At 59.1% G+C, this 15,874-nt stretch carries 17 protein-coding genes and 1 tRNA gene; 6 read left to right on the top strand and 12 right to left on the bottom strand.

What is annotated here, in order from left to right:
* Positions 1 to 102 precede the first annotated feature (102 nt).
* The 4 genes from ACO1VH_RS11815 to ACO1VH_RS11800 form a co-directional block, all read right to left on the bottom strand.
* The gene (locus ACO1VH_RS11815) at positions 103 to 297 is read right to left on the bottom strand and encodes a DUF1427 family protein (RefSeq protein WP_486244675.1); all 195 of its coding nucleotides are present in this window, start codon (positions 295 to 297) and stop codon (positions 103 to 105) included.
* Between the two features lie 42 nt (positions 298 to 339).
* Complete coding sequence (locus tag ACO1VH_RS11810) at positions 340 to 549, bottom strand: XapX domain-containing protein (protein ID WP_486244674.1); 210 nt, start codon at positions 547 to 549, stop codon at positions 340 to 342.
* Between the two features lie 95 nt (positions 550 to 644).
* Positions 645 to 1,982, bottom strand: coding sequence for an acetamidase/formamidase family protein (locus ACO1VH_RS11805; protein ID WP_486244673.1), 1,338 nt, complete (start codon positions 1,980 to 1,982; stop codon positions 645 to 647).
* 383 nt (positions 1,983 to 2,365) lie between these two features.
* Positions 2,366 to 2,441: transfer RNA gene (locus tag ACO1VH_RS11800), tRNA-Phe, on the bottom strand.
* A gap of 108 nt (positions 2,442 to 2,549) precedes the next feature.
* Between ACO1VH_RS11800 and ACO1VH_RS11795 the strand changes: the two genes are divergently transcribed.
* The 3 genes from ACO1VH_RS11795 to ACO1VH_RS11785 all read left to right on the top strand — a co-directional run bounded on the left by ACO1VH_RS11795 (position 2,550) and on the right by ACO1VH_RS11785 (position 6,451).
* Positions 2,550 to 3,737 carry an FAD-dependent monooxygenase gene (locus tag ACO1VH_RS11795; RefSeq protein ID WP_486244672.1) on the top strand — a complete coding sequence of 396 codons (1,188 nt, stop codon included), beginning with the start codon at positions 2,550 to 2,552 and terminating at the stop codon, positions 3,735 to 3,737.
* A gap of 40 nt (positions 3,738 to 3,777) precedes the next feature.
* Complete coding sequence (locus ACO1VH_RS11790) at positions 3,778 to 4,512, top strand: DsbC family protein (protein WP_486244671.1); 735 nt, start codon at positions 3,778 to 3,780, stop codon at positions 4,510 to 4,512.
* A 148-nt stretch (positions 4,513 to 4,660) separates the two neighbouring features.
* Entirely contained in the window at positions 4,661 to 6,451 is a 1,791-nt protein-coding gene (locus ACO1VH_RS11785; protein WP_486244670.1) for a M61 family metallopeptidase, read from the top strand.
* A gap of 66 nt (positions 6,452 to 6,517) precedes the next feature.
* Here the strand turns inward: ACO1VH_RS11785 and trpC are convergent, their stop codons facing one another.
* From trpC to rpe, 7 genes are all read right to left on the bottom strand, one after another.
* Positions 6,518 to 7,318 (bottom strand): indole-3-glycerol phosphate synthase TrpC, encoded by an 801-nt coding sequence (trpC, locus tag ACO1VH_RS11780; protein WP_486244669.1) that lies wholly within the window; start codon positions 7,316 to 7,318, stop codon positions 6,518 to 6,520.
* Between the two features lie 34 nt (positions 7,319 to 7,352).
* Positions 7,353 to 8,384, bottom strand: a complete 1,032-nt coding sequence (gene trpD / locus ACO1VH_RS11775; protein WP_486244668.1) for an anthranilate phosphoribosyltransferase — start codon at positions 8,382 to 8,384, stop codon at positions 7,353 to 7,355.
* Between the two features lie 12 nt (positions 8,385 to 8,396).
* The gene (locus ACO1VH_RS11770; protein WP_486244667.1) at positions 8,397 to 8,957 is read right to left on the bottom strand and encodes an aminodeoxychorismate/anthranilate synthase component II; all 561 of its coding nucleotides are present in this window, start codon (positions 8,955 to 8,957) and stop codon (positions 8,397 to 8,399) included.
* Between the two features lie 31 nt (positions 8,958 to 8,988).
* Complete coding sequence (locus tag ACO1VH_RS11765; RefSeq protein WP_486244666.1) at positions 8,989 to 9,669, bottom strand: hypothetical protein; 681 nt, start codon at positions 9,667 to 9,669, stop codon at positions 8,989 to 8,991.
* Between the two features lie 105 nt (positions 9,670 to 9,774).
* Positions 9,775 to 11,271, bottom strand: a complete 1,497-nt coding sequence (trpE, locus tag ACO1VH_RS11760; protein WP_486244665.1) for an anthranilate synthase component I — start codon at positions 11,269 to 11,271, stop codon at positions 9,775 to 9,777.
* 191 nt (positions 11,272 to 11,462) lie between these two features.
* Positions 11,463 to 12,170: a phosphoglycolate phosphatase gene (locus ACO1VH_RS11755; RefSeq protein WP_486244664.1), complete on the bottom strand. Its 708-nt coding sequence runs from the start codon at positions 12,168 to 12,170 to the stop codon at positions 11,463 to 11,465.
* Complete coding sequence (gene rpe, locus ACO1VH_RS11750; RefSeq protein WP_486244663.1) at positions 12,170 to 12,835, bottom strand: ribulose-phosphate 3-epimerase; 666 nt, start codon at positions 12,833 to 12,835, stop codon at positions 12,170 to 12,172. Before rpe ends, ACO1VH_RS11755 begins: the two co-directional genes overlap by 1 nt.
* Positions 12,836 to 13,048: 213 nt before the next feature.
* Between rpe and apaG the strand changes: the two genes are divergently transcribed.
* Positions 13,049 to 13,423: a Co2+/Mg2+ efflux protein ApaG gene (gene apaG / locus ACO1VH_RS11745; RefSeq protein WP_486244662.1), complete on the top strand. Its 375-nt coding sequence runs from the start codon at positions 13,049 to 13,051 to the stop codon at positions 13,421 to 13,423.
* On the opposite strand, the gene ACO1VH_RS11740 is transcribed toward apaG, so the two are convergent.
* Positions 13,420 to 13,758, bottom strand: coding sequence for a hypothetical protein (locus ACO1VH_RS11740; RefSeq protein ID WP_486244661.1), 339 nt, complete (start codon positions 13,756 to 13,758; stop codon positions 13,420 to 13,422). The genes apaG and ACO1VH_RS11740 overlap by 4 nt on opposite strands.
* Between ACO1VH_RS11740 and mltA the strand changes: the two genes are divergently transcribed.
* Together mltA and ACO1VH_RS11730 are read left to right on the top strand one after the other, a co-directional pair.
* Entirely contained in the window at positions 13,757 to 14,788 is a 1,032-nt protein-coding gene (gene mltA / locus ACO1VH_RS11735; protein ID WP_486244660.1) for a murein transglycosylase A, read from the top strand. The two genes, ACO1VH_RS11740 and mltA, sit on opposite strands and share 2 nt — an antisense overlap.
* Positions 14,789 to 14,818: 30 nt before the next feature.
* On the top strand, positions 14,819 to 15,595 hold the full coding sequence (locus ACO1VH_RS11730) for an enoyl-CoA hydratase (protein ID WP_486244659.1): 777 nt from the start codon (positions 14,819 to 14,821) through the stop codon (positions 15,593 to 15,595).
* Positions 15,596 to 15,874 lie beyond the last annotated feature (279 nt).

Below are 15,874 nucleotides of genomic sequence, written 5' to 3'. Positions count from 1 at the left end.
GGGCGCGTCCGGTGTATCGAAAATGTCGTGCGTTTTTTGCGGCGGAAATGAAAAACCCCCACGCAAGGTGGGGGGCGGTCATGTGTGCGGAAATTGCGGCGATCAGCCTACAAAAACCACCTGACCACGCATCGCGGCGACAGCGAGGTAGCCGATGAAGGTGCCCAGAATAGCGAAGATGCCGCCAAGCACGTTGGGCGCCGGGATCGGTGCGCGCACCGATGTATAAAGCAAGCCGGTAACAAGGCCGACGCCGGACGCCAGCAATTCAGTTGAGCCAAAGCCAATTTCGATCATGAGTGTCTCCTGTTTTTATGAAATGATGTTGCGAAAGACAGATCACTCTTTCGGCGGACCAAATACGACAGCCTTGCGGATCACTTGTACGATCAGATAGCCGACGTACGTGAAGATGATCGCCATGATGCCGCCAAGGACGGGTGGTGCGGGAATCGGCAGGCTCAGCCATGTGTACAGTGCACCCGTAATCAGGCCGACGATCAGCGCCACGATCTCATTTCTACCTACATAGACGTGTTCCGGTTTCATTTTTGCTCCTCCTTGTAAAAGCCTTTCGGCAAATGTCTCTGCTGGATTCTGAAGACACACCAGCGGATTTCCGCCGGTGTGCAATGTCACGTCGTTTACTTAGGGAAGATGTTTTTCTTGATGATGGCGTGCACGCCCCAGTTGCCGTCCACGACCTGCGTGATGCCGAAGTCGACCGACACCGAAATCAGCGAAATCGCCTCGTCTTCGGACAGGTTGCGCGTATTCATGAAGAAGCGGCGCGTCTTGTTGAAGGCATCGGTCATTGCTGTGTTGAGCGAAGCGCGGCTGCAGACCTCTGCTACCGGATCTGCGCTATTGGCAAATTCCTTGAGGTAGTTCGGGCAGCTGAAGCCGTGAACGATCAGTTCGCTTTCGGTTTCGAGCAGCGGATAGTCGAGGTCGTAAAGCTTGGTGCCCGGCAGATCCGCTTTCTTGTGCAGGATGAACTGGAACAGGCCGGTCAGCGAGCATTCGATCGCGGTGCCGCAGAGTTCCGCGTCGCCTTGCGAAGCGTGCGGATCGCCGACCGTGAACATCGCGCCTTTGACCGAGACCGGGAAGAAGGCAGTTGCGCCTTTGCCCATGCGCCAGTTGTCGAAGTTGCCTCCGGTGTAGCTAGGTGGGTTCGACGAAGCCATTTCCACTTCTGCAGGAGCCACGCCGATCAGGCCGAAGTGCGGGCGCACAGGAATTTCGTAACCCTTCAGAACGTCGAAGTTCTTCTGGATGGTGGAGTGATCGACAGGAACGCCCGGGTAGTCGATGATCGGGTGAACGACGCCGAACGGGTCGGTTTGCGGCGTCCAGCGGTAGTTGTAGACAGCCTTTGCCGAAGTGTATTCGCCCTTGGCACACACTTCGTAGACGGTGACGACTTCACGCGTCTTCGGTTCGGTGATGAGGTTGTTGTACTGGAAACCCCAGTTGGCGGCGGCGTTGATGCCAAAGGTCTTGCCATGGAATTCCGGGTTGCCGGACGGACGTTGCATCGTGTCGATGCAGCGTACTTCCAGCACGTCGCCCGGTTCGGCGCCGTTGATGAAGATCGGGCCGGTGCAAACGTGAACGCCCATGCCGCCGCCGGCGCCCAGCGGGTGATCCATCGGCCCCATGCCGCGGCGATCGATGTTCTTGCCCTTGGCATCCCAATGGAAAATGCTCTCGGCACCCGGGTCACCCTTGATCATGCGATCGAAGTCATCGTTCGAGTGGTGCGTGACGGTTTCGATCGTCGCGTAATCACCGGATTCGACTTTCAGCAGCGGTTCGATGGACTTGCTGAAATAACCCCAGCGCACGGTCTTGTCGTTGGCCGGGACGTAGTAATGGCTGAAGTTCTCACCGGCCTTCTTGGAAGGCAGCGGGCGTTGTGTAACGCCGGCCTTTCCTGCGGCTCCGGTGGTGGGCTTGCCTCCGATGCTGGCACGCAAACTACGGCGGGCTTCTGCAAATTCCCCTTGCAGATCCGCGTCGTTCAGGTGGGAAGAGTGGGTGCATCCAGCACTGCAAATATGATCCGACATATGTCTCCTAATCTCTCTAAGGCTCCACTTGATTGTGGTCTGCCCAAATCATAGGAGTGCGCGATTTTCAGTTTTTGTTTGGGGGCGCACTATTTATTGTCATTTGCACCGCTCCGTGCGGGAGCAATGAGGTAATAAAGACAACTTTGATGTCGTTTCGGGAGAAGAGAGGGCAGCTGGAATCCCTGTTCAACAGGGCGTGCAACGCGCGCGGATTGTCGCTGAATGCAGTGGAGAAGGCCGGAAAGCAAAAAGCCCAGCGCAAGGCTGGGCTAAGTGCTTGATTTTCTTGGTGGCCCGGGGCGGAATCGAACCACCGACACAAGGATTTTCAATCCTCTGCTCTACCAACTGAGCTACCAGGCCAAGGCGCGCAAGTATAGCAAACTTGCGGCAATATGCAAGTGCAATATGCGTGGCGCGAAGAGCGCGCCGCTATAATGCGGACATATTTTTGCGAATGCGGTGTGGAATATGCAGGTACGAAGCGAAATTTGCATCATCGGCGACGGCGTCATCGGCAAGGCGGCGGCGCTGGCGTTCGCGCAGGCTGGATTGAGGGTGACCCTGCTGCGTCCTGCCGCTGCGGCATCTGCAGCGCCGATGACCGATGCGTGGGATGCGCGCGTCTACGCACTCAATCACGCCGCACGCGCCTTGCTGTCGCCCCTGAAAGTATGGGATGCGCTGGATGCTTCGCGCGTCGCGCCGGTGGACGCGATGGCGGTCAACGGCGATGCGGCAGGCGCGCTGGCGTTCGATGCCTATGGCGCGCGCGTGGGCGCGCTGGCCTGGATCGTCGAGGACGCCAATCTCAATCACGCGCTGGATGCCGCGCTGAAATTTGCATCGAATGTACGTATCGTGACCGGTCGTGCAAGCGCATTGCAGATGGAGCCGGCCGGCGTTTCCGTGCAACTGGAAAACGGCGATGTGCTTTCCGCCGAACTTCTGGTGGGTGCCGACGGCGGGCAATCGTGGGTGCGGTCGCGTTGCGATATCGGGTTCGATTACCGTGCATACGGCCAGCGTGCGATCGTTGCCAATTTCGGTTGCGAGAAACCGCATCGTCACGTTGCACACCAATGGTTCACTGCCGACGAAGGCATCGTTGCATTGCTTCCGTTGTCGGGCGAGCGCGTGTCGCTGGTCTGGTCTGCGCCGGATGCGCTGGCAACGAAATTGCTGCAGATGACGTCGACCCAGTTGGCATCGCGTCTCGCAGTCTATGCGTTACCGGAGTTGGGCAATTTGACGCCGCTGCAACCGGAAACAGTGAAATCGTTCCCGCTGGCATTGGTGCGGCCGCATGCGATCACCGCGCCGCGCGTCGCGCTGATCGGCGACGCTGCGCATGTGATCCATCCGCTGGCCGGGCATGGCATGAACCTCGGGTTTGCCGATATTGCCGCACTGGTCGATGCCGTTGCGGGTCGCGACGCGCATCGTGATTGCGGCGATGCACGTGTACTGTCGCGTTACGCCCGTTCCCGCAAGGAAGATATCTTGCTGATGCAACTGGCAACCGACAGTCTGGCGCGATTGTTTACCGTCGATCTGGAGCCGTTGCGCATTGCGCGCAATCTCGGATTGAACCTCGTGAACAGGATACCTGTCTTAAAGCGGCGGCTGATCGGCCATGCACTTGGGAAAACGCTGTAATGCCGTATTACGGCAACTTGAAAACGAACGAAAGAGTCAGATGAATATGAGCAAAGTCGCCGGCATGATGCTGGCTGGATTCGCAGTATTGGCCAGTGCCATGACGCATGCGGAAACGGCGCAGGAAACTGCCGTGCGGAAAGCGATCGCTCCGCGACTGGGCGAAGACGCGAAGATCGAATCGGTAACGAAGACGCCATACTCGGGCCTGTACGAAATTCAGGTCAATGGCGACATCATCTATACCGACGCCAAGGCGCAATACCTGTTCGTCGGCCGTGTCGTCGATACACGCACTTATCAGGACTATACGAAGGCGCGCCTGGAGGAAATTAACCAGGTGCCGTTTGCCGATTTGCCGCTGGACTTGGCGATGAAGCGCGTCAAGGGTAACGGCAAGCGCAAGATCGCCGTGTTCGAGGACCCGAACTGCGGCTATTGCAAGCGTTTCAGCCAGACGCTGCAAGGCATCGACAACATCACGATCTACACTTTCCAGTACAACATCCTGTCACCGGATTCGATCGCCAAGTCGCGCGACATTTGGTGCGCAGCCGATCGCAATAAGGCCTGGGAAGACTGGATGCTGGACGGCAAGCTGCCGCCGGCGGCCAACGCCAACTGCTCCGCGCCGCACGAGAAGGTGCTGGAACTGGGCAAACGCCTGCGCGTGACCGGTACGCCGACGATCTTCTTCGCCGACGGTTCGCGCATTCCCGGCGCGATCGATGCCAAGGGCTTGGAAGCCAAGCTGGCCGAAGTGGGCAGCAAGTAACGACGACGCATTACGTTTACGTATCACGTTTAGCATCACGTCTTTCGATGAATGGCCGCAGGTTTTGCGGCCATTTTCATTTGCGATGGCGCGATGCAGCCAAGGCACGATGCCGTTACACTGACACATTCACAAGACGAGAATTCGCATGAAAAATACCGTGCATTACACCATCGTTCCGCGCGATCCGGCGGCGCACCTATTCGGCGTTACCGTCACTGTTGCGCGTCCGGATCCGGCGGGGCAGTCGTTTTCGCTGCCGGCCTGGATTCCGGGCAGCTACATGATTCGCGAATTCGCAAAGAACATTGTGCAGATTGTCGCGATGTCGGGCGATACCCGCGTGGAACTGAGCAAGCTCGACAAGCACACCTGGCGCGCGGCGCCGTGCGACGGGCCGCTGACGCTGTACTACGAAGTCTACGCATGGGATCTGTCGGTAAGGACGGCGCATCTGGATCGCACGCATGGCTTCTTCAACGGTACCAGCGTTTTCCTGCGTGCCGAAGGACATGAGCATGGCGCGCATGTCGTGGATATCGTTGCGCCGGAAGGCGACGCCTATGCCGACTGGCGTGTCGCGACGGCGATGCGGCAGATCAAGGGACGTCGGTACGGCTTCGGCCGCTATGCGGCGGCGAACTACGATGAATTGATCGATCATCCGGTCGAAATGGGCACGTTCGCACTGGCGACCTTCAAGGCGCATGGCGTGCAGCATGACGTGGTGTTTACCGGCGTGATCCCGAATCTGGATCTGCCGCGCATCACAGCCGACCTGAAGAAAATCTGCGAAGCGCAGATCGCGCTGTTCGAACCGCAGTCGAAACGTGCGCCCATGGATCGCTATGTCTTCATGACGATGGTGGTCGGCGACGGTTATGGTGGACTCGAGCATCGCGCATCGACAGCGTTGATCTGTTCGCGTGCCGATCTGCCGGTTACGGGACAGAAGGAAATGACGGACGGCTATCGCACCTTCCTCGGGCTGTGCAGCCATGAATATTTCCATACGTGGAACGTCAAGCGCATCAAGCCAGCGGTGTTTGCGCCGTACGATCTGTCGCGCGAGAACTACACGCCGCTGTTATGGCTGTTCGAGGGCTTCACCAGTTACTACGATGACCTGATGCTGGTGCGCAGCGGCGTCATTTCGCAGGAAGCCTATCTGAAGCTGGTCGCCAAGACGATCAATGGCGTGTTGCGCGGCAGCGGACGCCACAAGCAGAGCGTGGCGGAATCCAGCTTCGAGGCGTGGACCAAGTATTACCGCCAGGATGAAAATTCGACCAATGCCATCGTCAGCTATTACACCAAAGGTTCGCTGGTTGCACTGGCACTGGATTTGACGATCCGTGCGGAAACCAAAGGGCGCAAGTCGCTGGACGATGTGATGCGTGCCTTGTGGCAGCGTTACGGCCGCGACTTCTATGCCGATGGCGAAGCCGGGCGCGGGGTGACGGAAGCCGAAGTCGATGCATTATTCGACAGCGTGACCGGATTGCGGCTCAAGCGTCTGCTTGATCGCTGGGTGCGCGGCACGGGCGATCTGCCGCTGGAGAAACTGCTTGCACCGTACGGCATTGCTTATATCGATCAGCGGCGCGGTAAGCCGAGTCTGGGCGTACGCACGGCGCGCGACAACGCGGATTGCAAGGTGGCCGCCGTTTACGAAAACGGTGCGGCACACATCGCTGGCGTGTCGGCCGGCGATGTGCTGGTGGCGATAGATGGCTTGCGCGTCACGGCTACCAATCTGGAGAGTGTGTTGAGCCGTTATCGCGTCGGCGATACGATTGCACTGCATGTATTCCGTCGCGACGAATTGCTGCCGCTTGCATTGACGCTTGGCGGTGACGATACGCCGGCCGTTACGCTGAAAGCGGAAGAACGGCCGATCGCGGCCGTGCGTTCGCGTGCGGCGTGGTTCGGCCAGTGAGCCGTATCGCGCACAATAAAAAAGCCCGCTGTTGCGGGCTTTTTTATTGATTCGGAAGAAGCGGTTTTATTGGAAGAGTCGTGCCAGTTCCACGCCGGGATCGGGCGCGCGCATGAACGCCTCGCCGATCAGGAAGGCATGCACGTTCGCATCACGCATCTTCTTCACGTCGTCCGGAGCCAGGATGCCGGACTCGGTGACAACCAGCTTGTCGGCTGGAATACGCGGCAGCAGGCCGATCGTCGTCTGCAGCGACGTTTCGAACGTGCGCAGATTGCGGTTGTTGATGCCGAGTAGTGCCGTCTTCAGTTTCAGTGCCACATCGAGTTCTGCCGCATCGTGCACTTCGACCAGCACGTTCATGCCCAGCTCGTGCGCGCAGGCTTCCAGTTCCGCCATCAGACCGTGATCGAGTGCCGCGACGATCAGCAGGATGCAGTCCGCACCCCACGAGCGCGCTTCATACACTTGATACGGATCGACGATGAAATCCTTACGCAGTACCGGCAATGCGCAGGCTGCACGAGCCTGCTTCAGGTAGTCCGGTGCGCCCTGGAAGAATTGCACGTCGGTCAGCACGGAAAGACAGGCCGCGCCGTGTTGCGCATAGCTGGCGGCGATGTCGGCCGGGCGGAAATCGGTGCGCAGCACGCCTTTCGACGGTGAAGCCTTTTTTACTTCCGTGATCACACCGGCATGGCCGGCAGCGATCTTCGCGCGCAGCGATGCCTCGAAGCCGCGCAGTGCGGCGCGCGCTTCCTTGTCGCCTTCGACTTCGTCGCGCAAGCTGGCCAGGCTGCGCGCCTTTTTCGCGGTAGCGATTTCTTCAGCCTTGACCGCGAGTATCTTGTTGAGAATGTCGGACATGATGTTTCGGTTCCAGTATGGAGTGTGAATCGGCTCAGGGCTTGCCGAGTTCTTGCGTGACGCGGACGAACTGTTCGAGCTTCGCACGGGCGGCGCCGGAAGCAATGGTTTCGCGTGCCTTGACGAGGCCGTCGGCAATCGACGGGACGATGCCGGCCGCATATAGCGCTGTGGCGGCATTCAGTGCAACGATGTCGCGGGCGGGGCCATCAACGTTGTCGAGTGCTTCGAAAATCTTGGCTTTCGATTCGACGGAGTTGCCGACTTTCAGGTTGCGGCTGGCGATCATCTGCAGGCCGAAATCTTCCGGATGAATTTCGTATTCACGGATTTCGCCGTCGATCAGTTCGCCGACCATGGTGGCAGCGCCCAGCGACACCTCGTCCATGTTGTCGCGGCCCCAGACGACGATTGCATGCTGTGCGCCTAGGCGCTGCAGCACGCGCACCTGGATGCCGACCAGATCCGGATGAAACACACCCATCAGGATGTTCGGTGCGCCGGCCGGATTCGTCAGCGGGCCGAGGATATTGAAGATCGTGCGTACGCCGAGCTCCTTGCGTACCGGCGCGGCGTGCTTCATCGCGGCGTGATGGTTGGGGGCGAACATGAAACCGATGCCGGTCTGCGCAATCGATTCGGCAACCAGAGCCGGTTGCAGGTCGATCTTCGCGCCCAGCGATTCCAGCACGTCGGCGCTGCCGGACGACGACGATACGCTGCGGCCGCCGTGCTTGGCGACGCGCGCGCCGGCTGCGGCGGCGACGAACATGGAGGCGGTCGAAATGTTGAAGGTGTTGGCGCCGTCGCCGCCGGTGCCGACGATGTCGAGCAGGCCGGTCGTGTCGGCCAGTTCGACCTTGGTCGAGAACTCGCGCATCACCTGCGCGGCAGCGGCGATCTCGCCGATGCTTTCCTTCTTCACGCGCAGGCCCATTGTCAGCGCCGCAATCATGACCGGCGACATTTCGCCGCGCATGATGCGGCGGAACAGCGTCAGCATCTCATCGTGGAAGATTTCGCGATGTTCGATGCAGCGCAGCAGGGCTTCCTGGTTGGTGATCATCGTATGCCTTTGTCAGACGAGGAAGTTCTTCAACAGCGTGTGGCCGTGTTCGGACAGGATGGATTCCGGATGGAATTGCACGCCCTGGATATCGAACTGCTTGTGGCGCACGCCCATGATTTCGCCGTCTGCAGTCCAGGCGGTCACTTCCAGGCAATCCGGCAGAGAAGCACGCTCGATCGCCAGCGAATGATAGCGAATCACCGTGTACGGGCTCGGCAAATCCTTGAAGACGCCGACGCCGGTATGTTCAATCGCCGAGGTCTTGCCGTGCATGACCTGCTTGGAACGCACGACCTTGCCGCCGAATGCGGCGCCGATTGCCTGATGGCCGAGGCAGACGCCAAGAATGGGCAGCTTGCCGGCGAAGTGCTGCAGGATGGGAACCGAGACGCCAGCCTCATGTGGCGTGCAGGGTCCCGGCGAGATGCAGATGCGCTCCGGCTTCAGCGCGGCGATTTCTTCCAGCGTGATTTCGTCGTTGCGCACGGTGTGCACGTCCTGGCCGAGTTCACCGAAGTATTGCACCAGGTTGTAGGTGAATGAATCGTAGTTGTCGATCATGAGCAGCATAGGGCACCCGATAATGGTGAGTGGGATGAAATCATCCCGAATGGAACGAGGATTGCAGTTGCTTCAGACATCGTGCGACGCGCCATTGCGCGCCAATCAGGAGCAGGTATCCCCATAGTTCCACCAGTTCCTCGAAATTCTGTGCGCCGGCTTCGCCAAGTTCGTCCAGATTCATGCCCATGTGGCCTTCCGCTATTGCGGAAGCGAACAGGACGAAGACGAACAGCGCGATCTCCAGCAACGGCAGGCTGCGCGATCGCCAAAGTTCGCCGACGGTCAGCGTCTGCCGGTTGCGGATGAACGAGCCGATGCCCAGCAGCAGCAACAGCAGTAGCGCGGGCGCAATGGCCGGCTTGTACCAGAGCTGTTTCGTCGATGAAAAGACCGGCCCGGTCAAAGTCGATACGTCCAGCGGTTGCAGCAGCACGGCGCCCCAGCTGAGTTCGCGCGCGAACATTGCCAGCCAGATCGGCGCGATCAGCAGCCAGAATGCGCGATAGCGCGGTTCCGGCGACGCGGCGCGCAAGCGGAATGCCCAGATGCCGCCGACGAGCAGCAGCGCAGCCTGCAGATTCTCGATCGGCCCGTTTTCCCATCCGAAGGGCGCCGGCAGGCGCGGTGCGATGAGATAACTGGCGACCAGCGCAGCGAAGAAACAGAAAACGGGCGATAGCGAAAACGAAAACCTGCGGGCAGCTATGTGTACGGACATTCGGACTACATGAAAAACGGATAAAGCCGTCCGGCGTTACGCCGTCCGGCGAATGTGGGAGGAACAATGGTTTGGAGGACATGGGAATGCTCCTTGCGCCAGCCGTCAGGCTTCGCCGTCCAGACCGTCCTGTACCTGCTCTGCGGCGCGCAGCACGGCGCGCGCCTTGTTCTCGGTCTCCTGCCATTCCATCTCGGGCACCGAATCGGCGACGATGCCGGCGGCGGCCTGCACATACAGCGTGCCGTCCTTGATGACGCCGGTACGAATGGCAATGGCCAGATCCATTTCGCCGCCAAACGACAGATAGCCGCAGGCACCGCCGTAGATGCCGCGCTTGGTCGGCTCCAGTTCGTCGATGATTTCCATCGCGCGTACTTTCGGTGCGCCGGACAGCGTGCCGGCCGGAAAGGTCGCTTTCAGCACGTCCAGATTCGACAGGCCGTCTTTCAATGTGCCTTCGACGTTGGAAACGATGTGCTGCACGTGCGAATACTTTTCGATGACCAGCTTGTCGGTGACCATGACGCTGCCGATGTCGGCGATGCGGCCGATGTCGTTGCGCGCGAGGTCGATCAACATCACGTGCTCGGCGATTTCCTTTGGATCGGCCAGCAGTTCCTTCGCCAGCGCCGCATCCTTCTCCGGCGTTTCGCCGCGCGGGCGGGTGCCGGCCAGCGGACGGATCGTCACTTTTTTCTTGCCGTCCGGCGTCGCCTCGTTGCGCACCAGGATTTCCGGCGACGAGCCGACGATCTGCATGTCGCCGAAATTGTAGAAGTACATGTACGGCGACGGATTCAGCGAGCGCAGCGCGCGATACAGCGTCAGCGGCGCATCGACGTACGGTTTCTTGATGCGCTGGCCGATCTGCACCTGCATCAGGTCGCCGGCCATGATGTACTCCTTGGCCTTGGCGACGGCATCCAGATAATCCTTTTTATCGAATTCGCGGATGGTTTCGGTGCGGACCGAGCCGCTGGTGACCGGTACGTCTACCGCGCGATGCAGTTTCGCGCGCAAGTCCTTCAGGCGTTGACGGCCTTTTGCAAAGGCTTCCGGTTGCGTCGGGTCGGCGTAGACGATCAGATAAAGCTTGCCGGACAAGTTGTCGATGACGGCGAGTTCTTCGGTCAGCAGCAGCTGAATTTCCGGCAGGCCGAGATCGTCCCTCGGCGCGGTGTTCGCCAGACGCTTCTCGACGTGGCGCACCGTGTCGTAGCTGAAGTAGCCGGCCAGACCGCCGCAAAAGCGCGGCATGCCCGGCGCGATGGCGACCTTGTAGCGCGACTGAAATTGCGCGATGAAATCGAGCGGATTGCCGTCGAAGGTTTCGATGATGGCGCCGTCGCGCACGACTTCGACGCGGTTGCCGTAGCTGCGCATCAGCGTGTTGGCGGGCAGGCCGATGAATGAATAGCGTCCGAAGCGTTCGCCGCCGACGACGGATTCCAGCAGGAAGGTGTTCTTGCCGCCGTTCTGGGTTTGCGCCAGTTTCAGGTACAGCGACAGCGGGGTTTCGAGATCGGCAAAGGCTTCTGCGACCAGCGGAATGCGGTTGTAGCCTTGCGCGGCCAGCGATTTGAATTCGAGTTCAGTCATGGTTTTCTCCCGGACCGCTATTGTAGTCGAGCGGTTCGTCACAGTAGACGGTGTTCAAAAAACGTTGCCGACCGCGCAGGGGCGATCAGCGGCAGCTGGTGGTCAGCACCAGAATTGCCAGCGTCGCCAGAGCCAGGCCTCATGCGTGCCGGGTGTCGCGAATCGTTTTTTGCCGAGAGACATGAATGGATTCAGGGATTGATCAGTTGGGCTGCGCAGAGCAGCGAGGAAACTATACCATCGCTGTCGACTTCTTGTATAGATTGCCCGTGGTTGTAGCCATACGGGACGTTCAGCACGCGGCAGCCGGCCGCACGCGCTGCCTGCGAATCGTTGATCGAGTCGCCGATGGCGACGACGCTTTCTGGCGAAAGGGAGAAATCTGCGCAGACTTGCAGTAATTGCATCGGATCGGGTTTCTTCCTGGCGAACGAGTCGCCGCCATAGATGATCTCGAAATAGTCGTGCAGACCGGTTTTCTTCATCAGCGGAATCGTGAAGGCCAGCGGCTTGTTGGTCACGCAGGCGAGCCGTAAGCCTTTGGCCTGCATGGCCTGCAGGCCTTCATGCACTTCCGGGTAGGCGGTGGCATGGTCGCCGTTGATGTCGTGATAGTGGCGGTTGAATGCCTGCATGGCCTGGTCGAAATGCTGCGCGACTTGCTGTTCCGTCATGTCGAGGCGCAAGGCGCTGCGCACCAGGTTTTCCGCGCCCTTGCCGACGAAGGACACCACGGTTTTTTGGTCGAGCGGCGCCAGTTGCAGATCGTGGCGTACGCGGTTGACGGTCACATGCAGATCTTGCGCCGTATCCAGCATGGTGCCGTCGAGGTCGATGATGACGCCGCGAATGTCGTGCAATGGTCGCAACTCCGGTTGCGGCGCTGTCTTGCCCGCCATCAGACTTTTGCCAGTTCGCCGCGCATGGCGTCGATGACGGCCTTGTAGTCAGGTTTGCCGAAGATGGCGGAGCCGGCCACGAAAGTATCGGCCCCGGCTTTTGCCGCGGCGGCAATATTGTCGACCTTGATGCCGCCGTCGACTTCCAGCAGGATGTCGCGTCCGGATTCGTCGATCATCCGGCGCACGGCTTCGATCTTCTTCAATGTGTGCGGAATGAAGGATTGGCCGCCGAAACCGGGGTTGACCGACATCAGCAGCACGATGTCCAGCTTGTCCATCACGTGCTCCAGATAATGCAGCGGTGTGGCCGGATTGAAGACCAGGCCGGCCTTGCAGCCGTTGTCGCGGATCAGTTGCAGCGAACGGTCGACGTGCTCGGACGCTTCCGGATGGAATGTGATGATGTCGGCGCCGGCCTTGGCGAAATCCGGAATGATGCGATCAACCGGCTTGACCATCAGGTGCACGTCGATCGGCACTTGCACATGCGGGCGAATCGCTTCGCAGACCAGCGGGCCGACCGTCAGGTTGGGAACGTAATGGTTGTCCATCACGTCGAAGTGGATGATGTCGGCGCCGGCGGCAACGACATTGCGGACTTCTTCGCCCAGACGGGCGAAATCGGCGGAAAGAATGCTGGGAGCGATGCGATAGGTCGGCATGATGAGGGCCTTCGAATGAGGCTGAAAATAAAGCTGCAGGTAAAACCGAGAAATAAGGGCTGGAAGCAAGCCCTGAAAGCAAGGCCGTTATTTTACCTTGGGGCTCGCTTTCCTTGCGTGATCCGGGAATTTCGTGTGCAATGGGCCGCCATGAGAGCCGATGCTGCCGATATTGTCCGTTGCATCGGATTGCAGTCGCATTGAAGGAATCGCATGCCAGCTTATGAATTCACCGTCTCCATTCGAACGCAATACCTGGAAGAGCAGTCCGATCCGGACCGCGCCCATTATGTCTTTGCCTATGCGGTGACGATAAAGAATACCGGCACGGTGCCGGCGCAATTGATTTCTCGCCACTGGATCATTACCGATGCCAACAACCGCATCGAGGAAGTGAGCGGGCTGGGTGTTGTCGGCAACCAGCCGCTACTGCAGCCGGGAGAGCAGTTCGAATACACCAGCGGCGCCGCGCTGGAAACACCGCAGGGGTCGATGAAGGGCGAGTATTTCTGCGTGGCGGAAGACGGTGCGCGTTTCGAGGTGCCGATTCCGGAGTTCGTGTTGTCTCTGCCGCGCACCTTGCATTAATCCTGTTTGCCGTCCGCATCCCGTGCGGGCGGATTGTCCTTTGTCTCATCGAGTGGACGGACCGGTTTTCTGCCGGCGAACATCGTCCACCATACGATGAAAATCAGCAAAAATACCGCTATGCCTGCTTCAACGAACAATAGCCACATGCTCCATCTCCCGATGTCCTTTATCCGCCGTAGTGTACTCATATCGTTATTGCTCGGGCTGGTTTCCTGCTCGACCATGCCACCTGAGCAGCCGGGCAAGACCGCGCAACCGGTCGAACAGCCGAAACCGGCATTGCCGCGAACGGAAGTCGGCGCGACATTGCAGCCATCGAGCTTTGCCGCCATGCCTGGTTGGGCAGTCGATCGGCAAAACGAAGCATGGCCGGCATTCGTTGCTTCTTGTTCGGTGCTGATCAGGCGTCCTGACTGGAGAGAAGTCTGTGCTGCGGCGCGCAGCGTGGATGGTGGCGATACGGAAGCGGTTCGCGCTTTCTTCGAGGCGAATTTCACGCCCTATCAGGTTGCCAATGCCGACGGTTCGCAGAACGGACTCGTTACCGGTTATTACGAGCCCCTGCTGCGCGGTGCACGCAAACGTGGCGGGGCGTATCAGACGCCGTTGTATCGCGCGCCGGCCGATTTGCTTTCTATCGACCTCACAAATGTCTATCCAGAGCTGAAGGGATTGCGTCTGCGCGGCCGGCTGGACGGCAAGAAAGTGGTGGCGTACCCGTCGCGTGCCGAACTGATGCAGTCGGGCGCGCTGGCCGGTAAGGAAATTCTCTGGGTGGATGATCCGATCGAGGCATTTTTCCTGCAAGTGCAAGGATCGGGGAGGGTGCAACTGGCCGGCAATAATGAAATCGTGCGCCTCGCTTACGAGAACCAGAACGGCTGGCCGTATAAGTCCATCGGCCGTTATCTGGTGGACAAGGGCGAACTGACTCTGGATCAGGCCTCGATGCAAAATATTCGGGCGTGGGTTCTGGCCAATCCTGAGCGCCAGCAGGAGTTGCTGAATGCGAATCCCAGCTATGTCTTCTTCCGTGAGGAAAAAGTGACGGATCCGACTGTAGGACCGAAAGGTGCGCTGGGCGTGCCTTTGACGCCGCAACGCTCGATTGCTGTCGATCCGCAGTTTATCCCGCTGGGTGTGCCGGTCTTCCTGGCGACAACGCAGCCGAACAGCAAGGTGTTGTTGCAGCGGCTGGTGATGGCGCAGGATACGGGCGGCGCGATCAAGAATGCGGTGCGTGCCGACTATTTCTGGGGTTTCGGTGCGCAGGCCGGCGAACTGGCCGGGCGCATGAAGCAGCGCGGCGTGATGTGGGTGCTGCTGCCCAAGAATGTGACGATCGGATCTGCTAATAAGTAGGGACTACTCAGGATCAATCGGAGAGCGATCATGCAATACGAAAACATACTTGTGGAAATCCACGGCAAGGTCGGATTGGTGATGCTCAATCGGCCGGAAGTACTGAACGCGCTGAACGATAGACTGATGGACGAGTTGGGGCAGGCATTGCTGGCATTCGATGCCGACGACGACATCCACTGCATGATCGTTACTGGCAGCGACAAGGCATTTGCCGCAGGGGCGGATATTGCCGCAATGGCGACGTATTCCTATATGGATGCCTACAAGAGCGACTTCATCAGCCGGAATTGGGAGCGGATTCGCAGCGTACGCAAGCCGGTGATTGCAGCCGTTGCCGGATATGCATTAGGCGGCGGTTGCGAACTGGCGATGATGTGCGATTTCATCATTGCCGCCGATACGGCGAAGTTCGGGCAGCCGGAAATCAAACTGGGCATTATTCCCGGCGCCGGCGGTACGCAGCGTCTGCCGCGTGCGATCTCCAAGTCCAAGGCCATGGATATGTGTCTGACGGCGCGCATGATGGATGCGCAGGAAGCCGAACGTGCGGGCCTTGTCTCGCGCATCGTCCCGGCGGACAAATTAAAGGAAGAGGCATTGGCGGCAGCACAGGTTATCGCAGCAATGTCGCTGCCGATGGTGATGATGGCCAAGGAAGCGGTCAACCGCGCCTATGAAACGACGCTGTCGGAAGGTGTGCAATTCGAGCGACGGCTCTTCCATAGCACTTTCGCAACGGAAGATCAGAAAGAAGGAATGAAAGCTTTTCTGGAAAAGCGCTTGCCAGTCTTCAAGGGGATTTGATATAGTTCGCCTCCCGTTGAAAAACGGGGCAAGAAAACAAGTCGCAAGACTAGGATTCTTGAGAGATAGGTGAAAGCCGATCCGAAACGAAGACAACGAAATTTTTCAAAAGTAGTTGACGAGTTGAAGGAAGTGCCCCATAATCTCGTTTCTCTGCTGCTGACGAACAAAACGCTTCGCAGCGCTGCTGAAATAAAGGCAGGGCAGAACAGGTTCTTTAAAAATTAACAGCCGATAAGTGTGGGCGTTTGATGGAAGTGCAGCGGCGCAAGCCGCGAG

This window comes from Oxalicibacterium sp., from assembly GCF_057353965.1.
The sequence above is the reverse complement of the archived record's forward strand: the minus strand, read 5'-3'. Positions and strand labels throughout refer to the sequence as shown.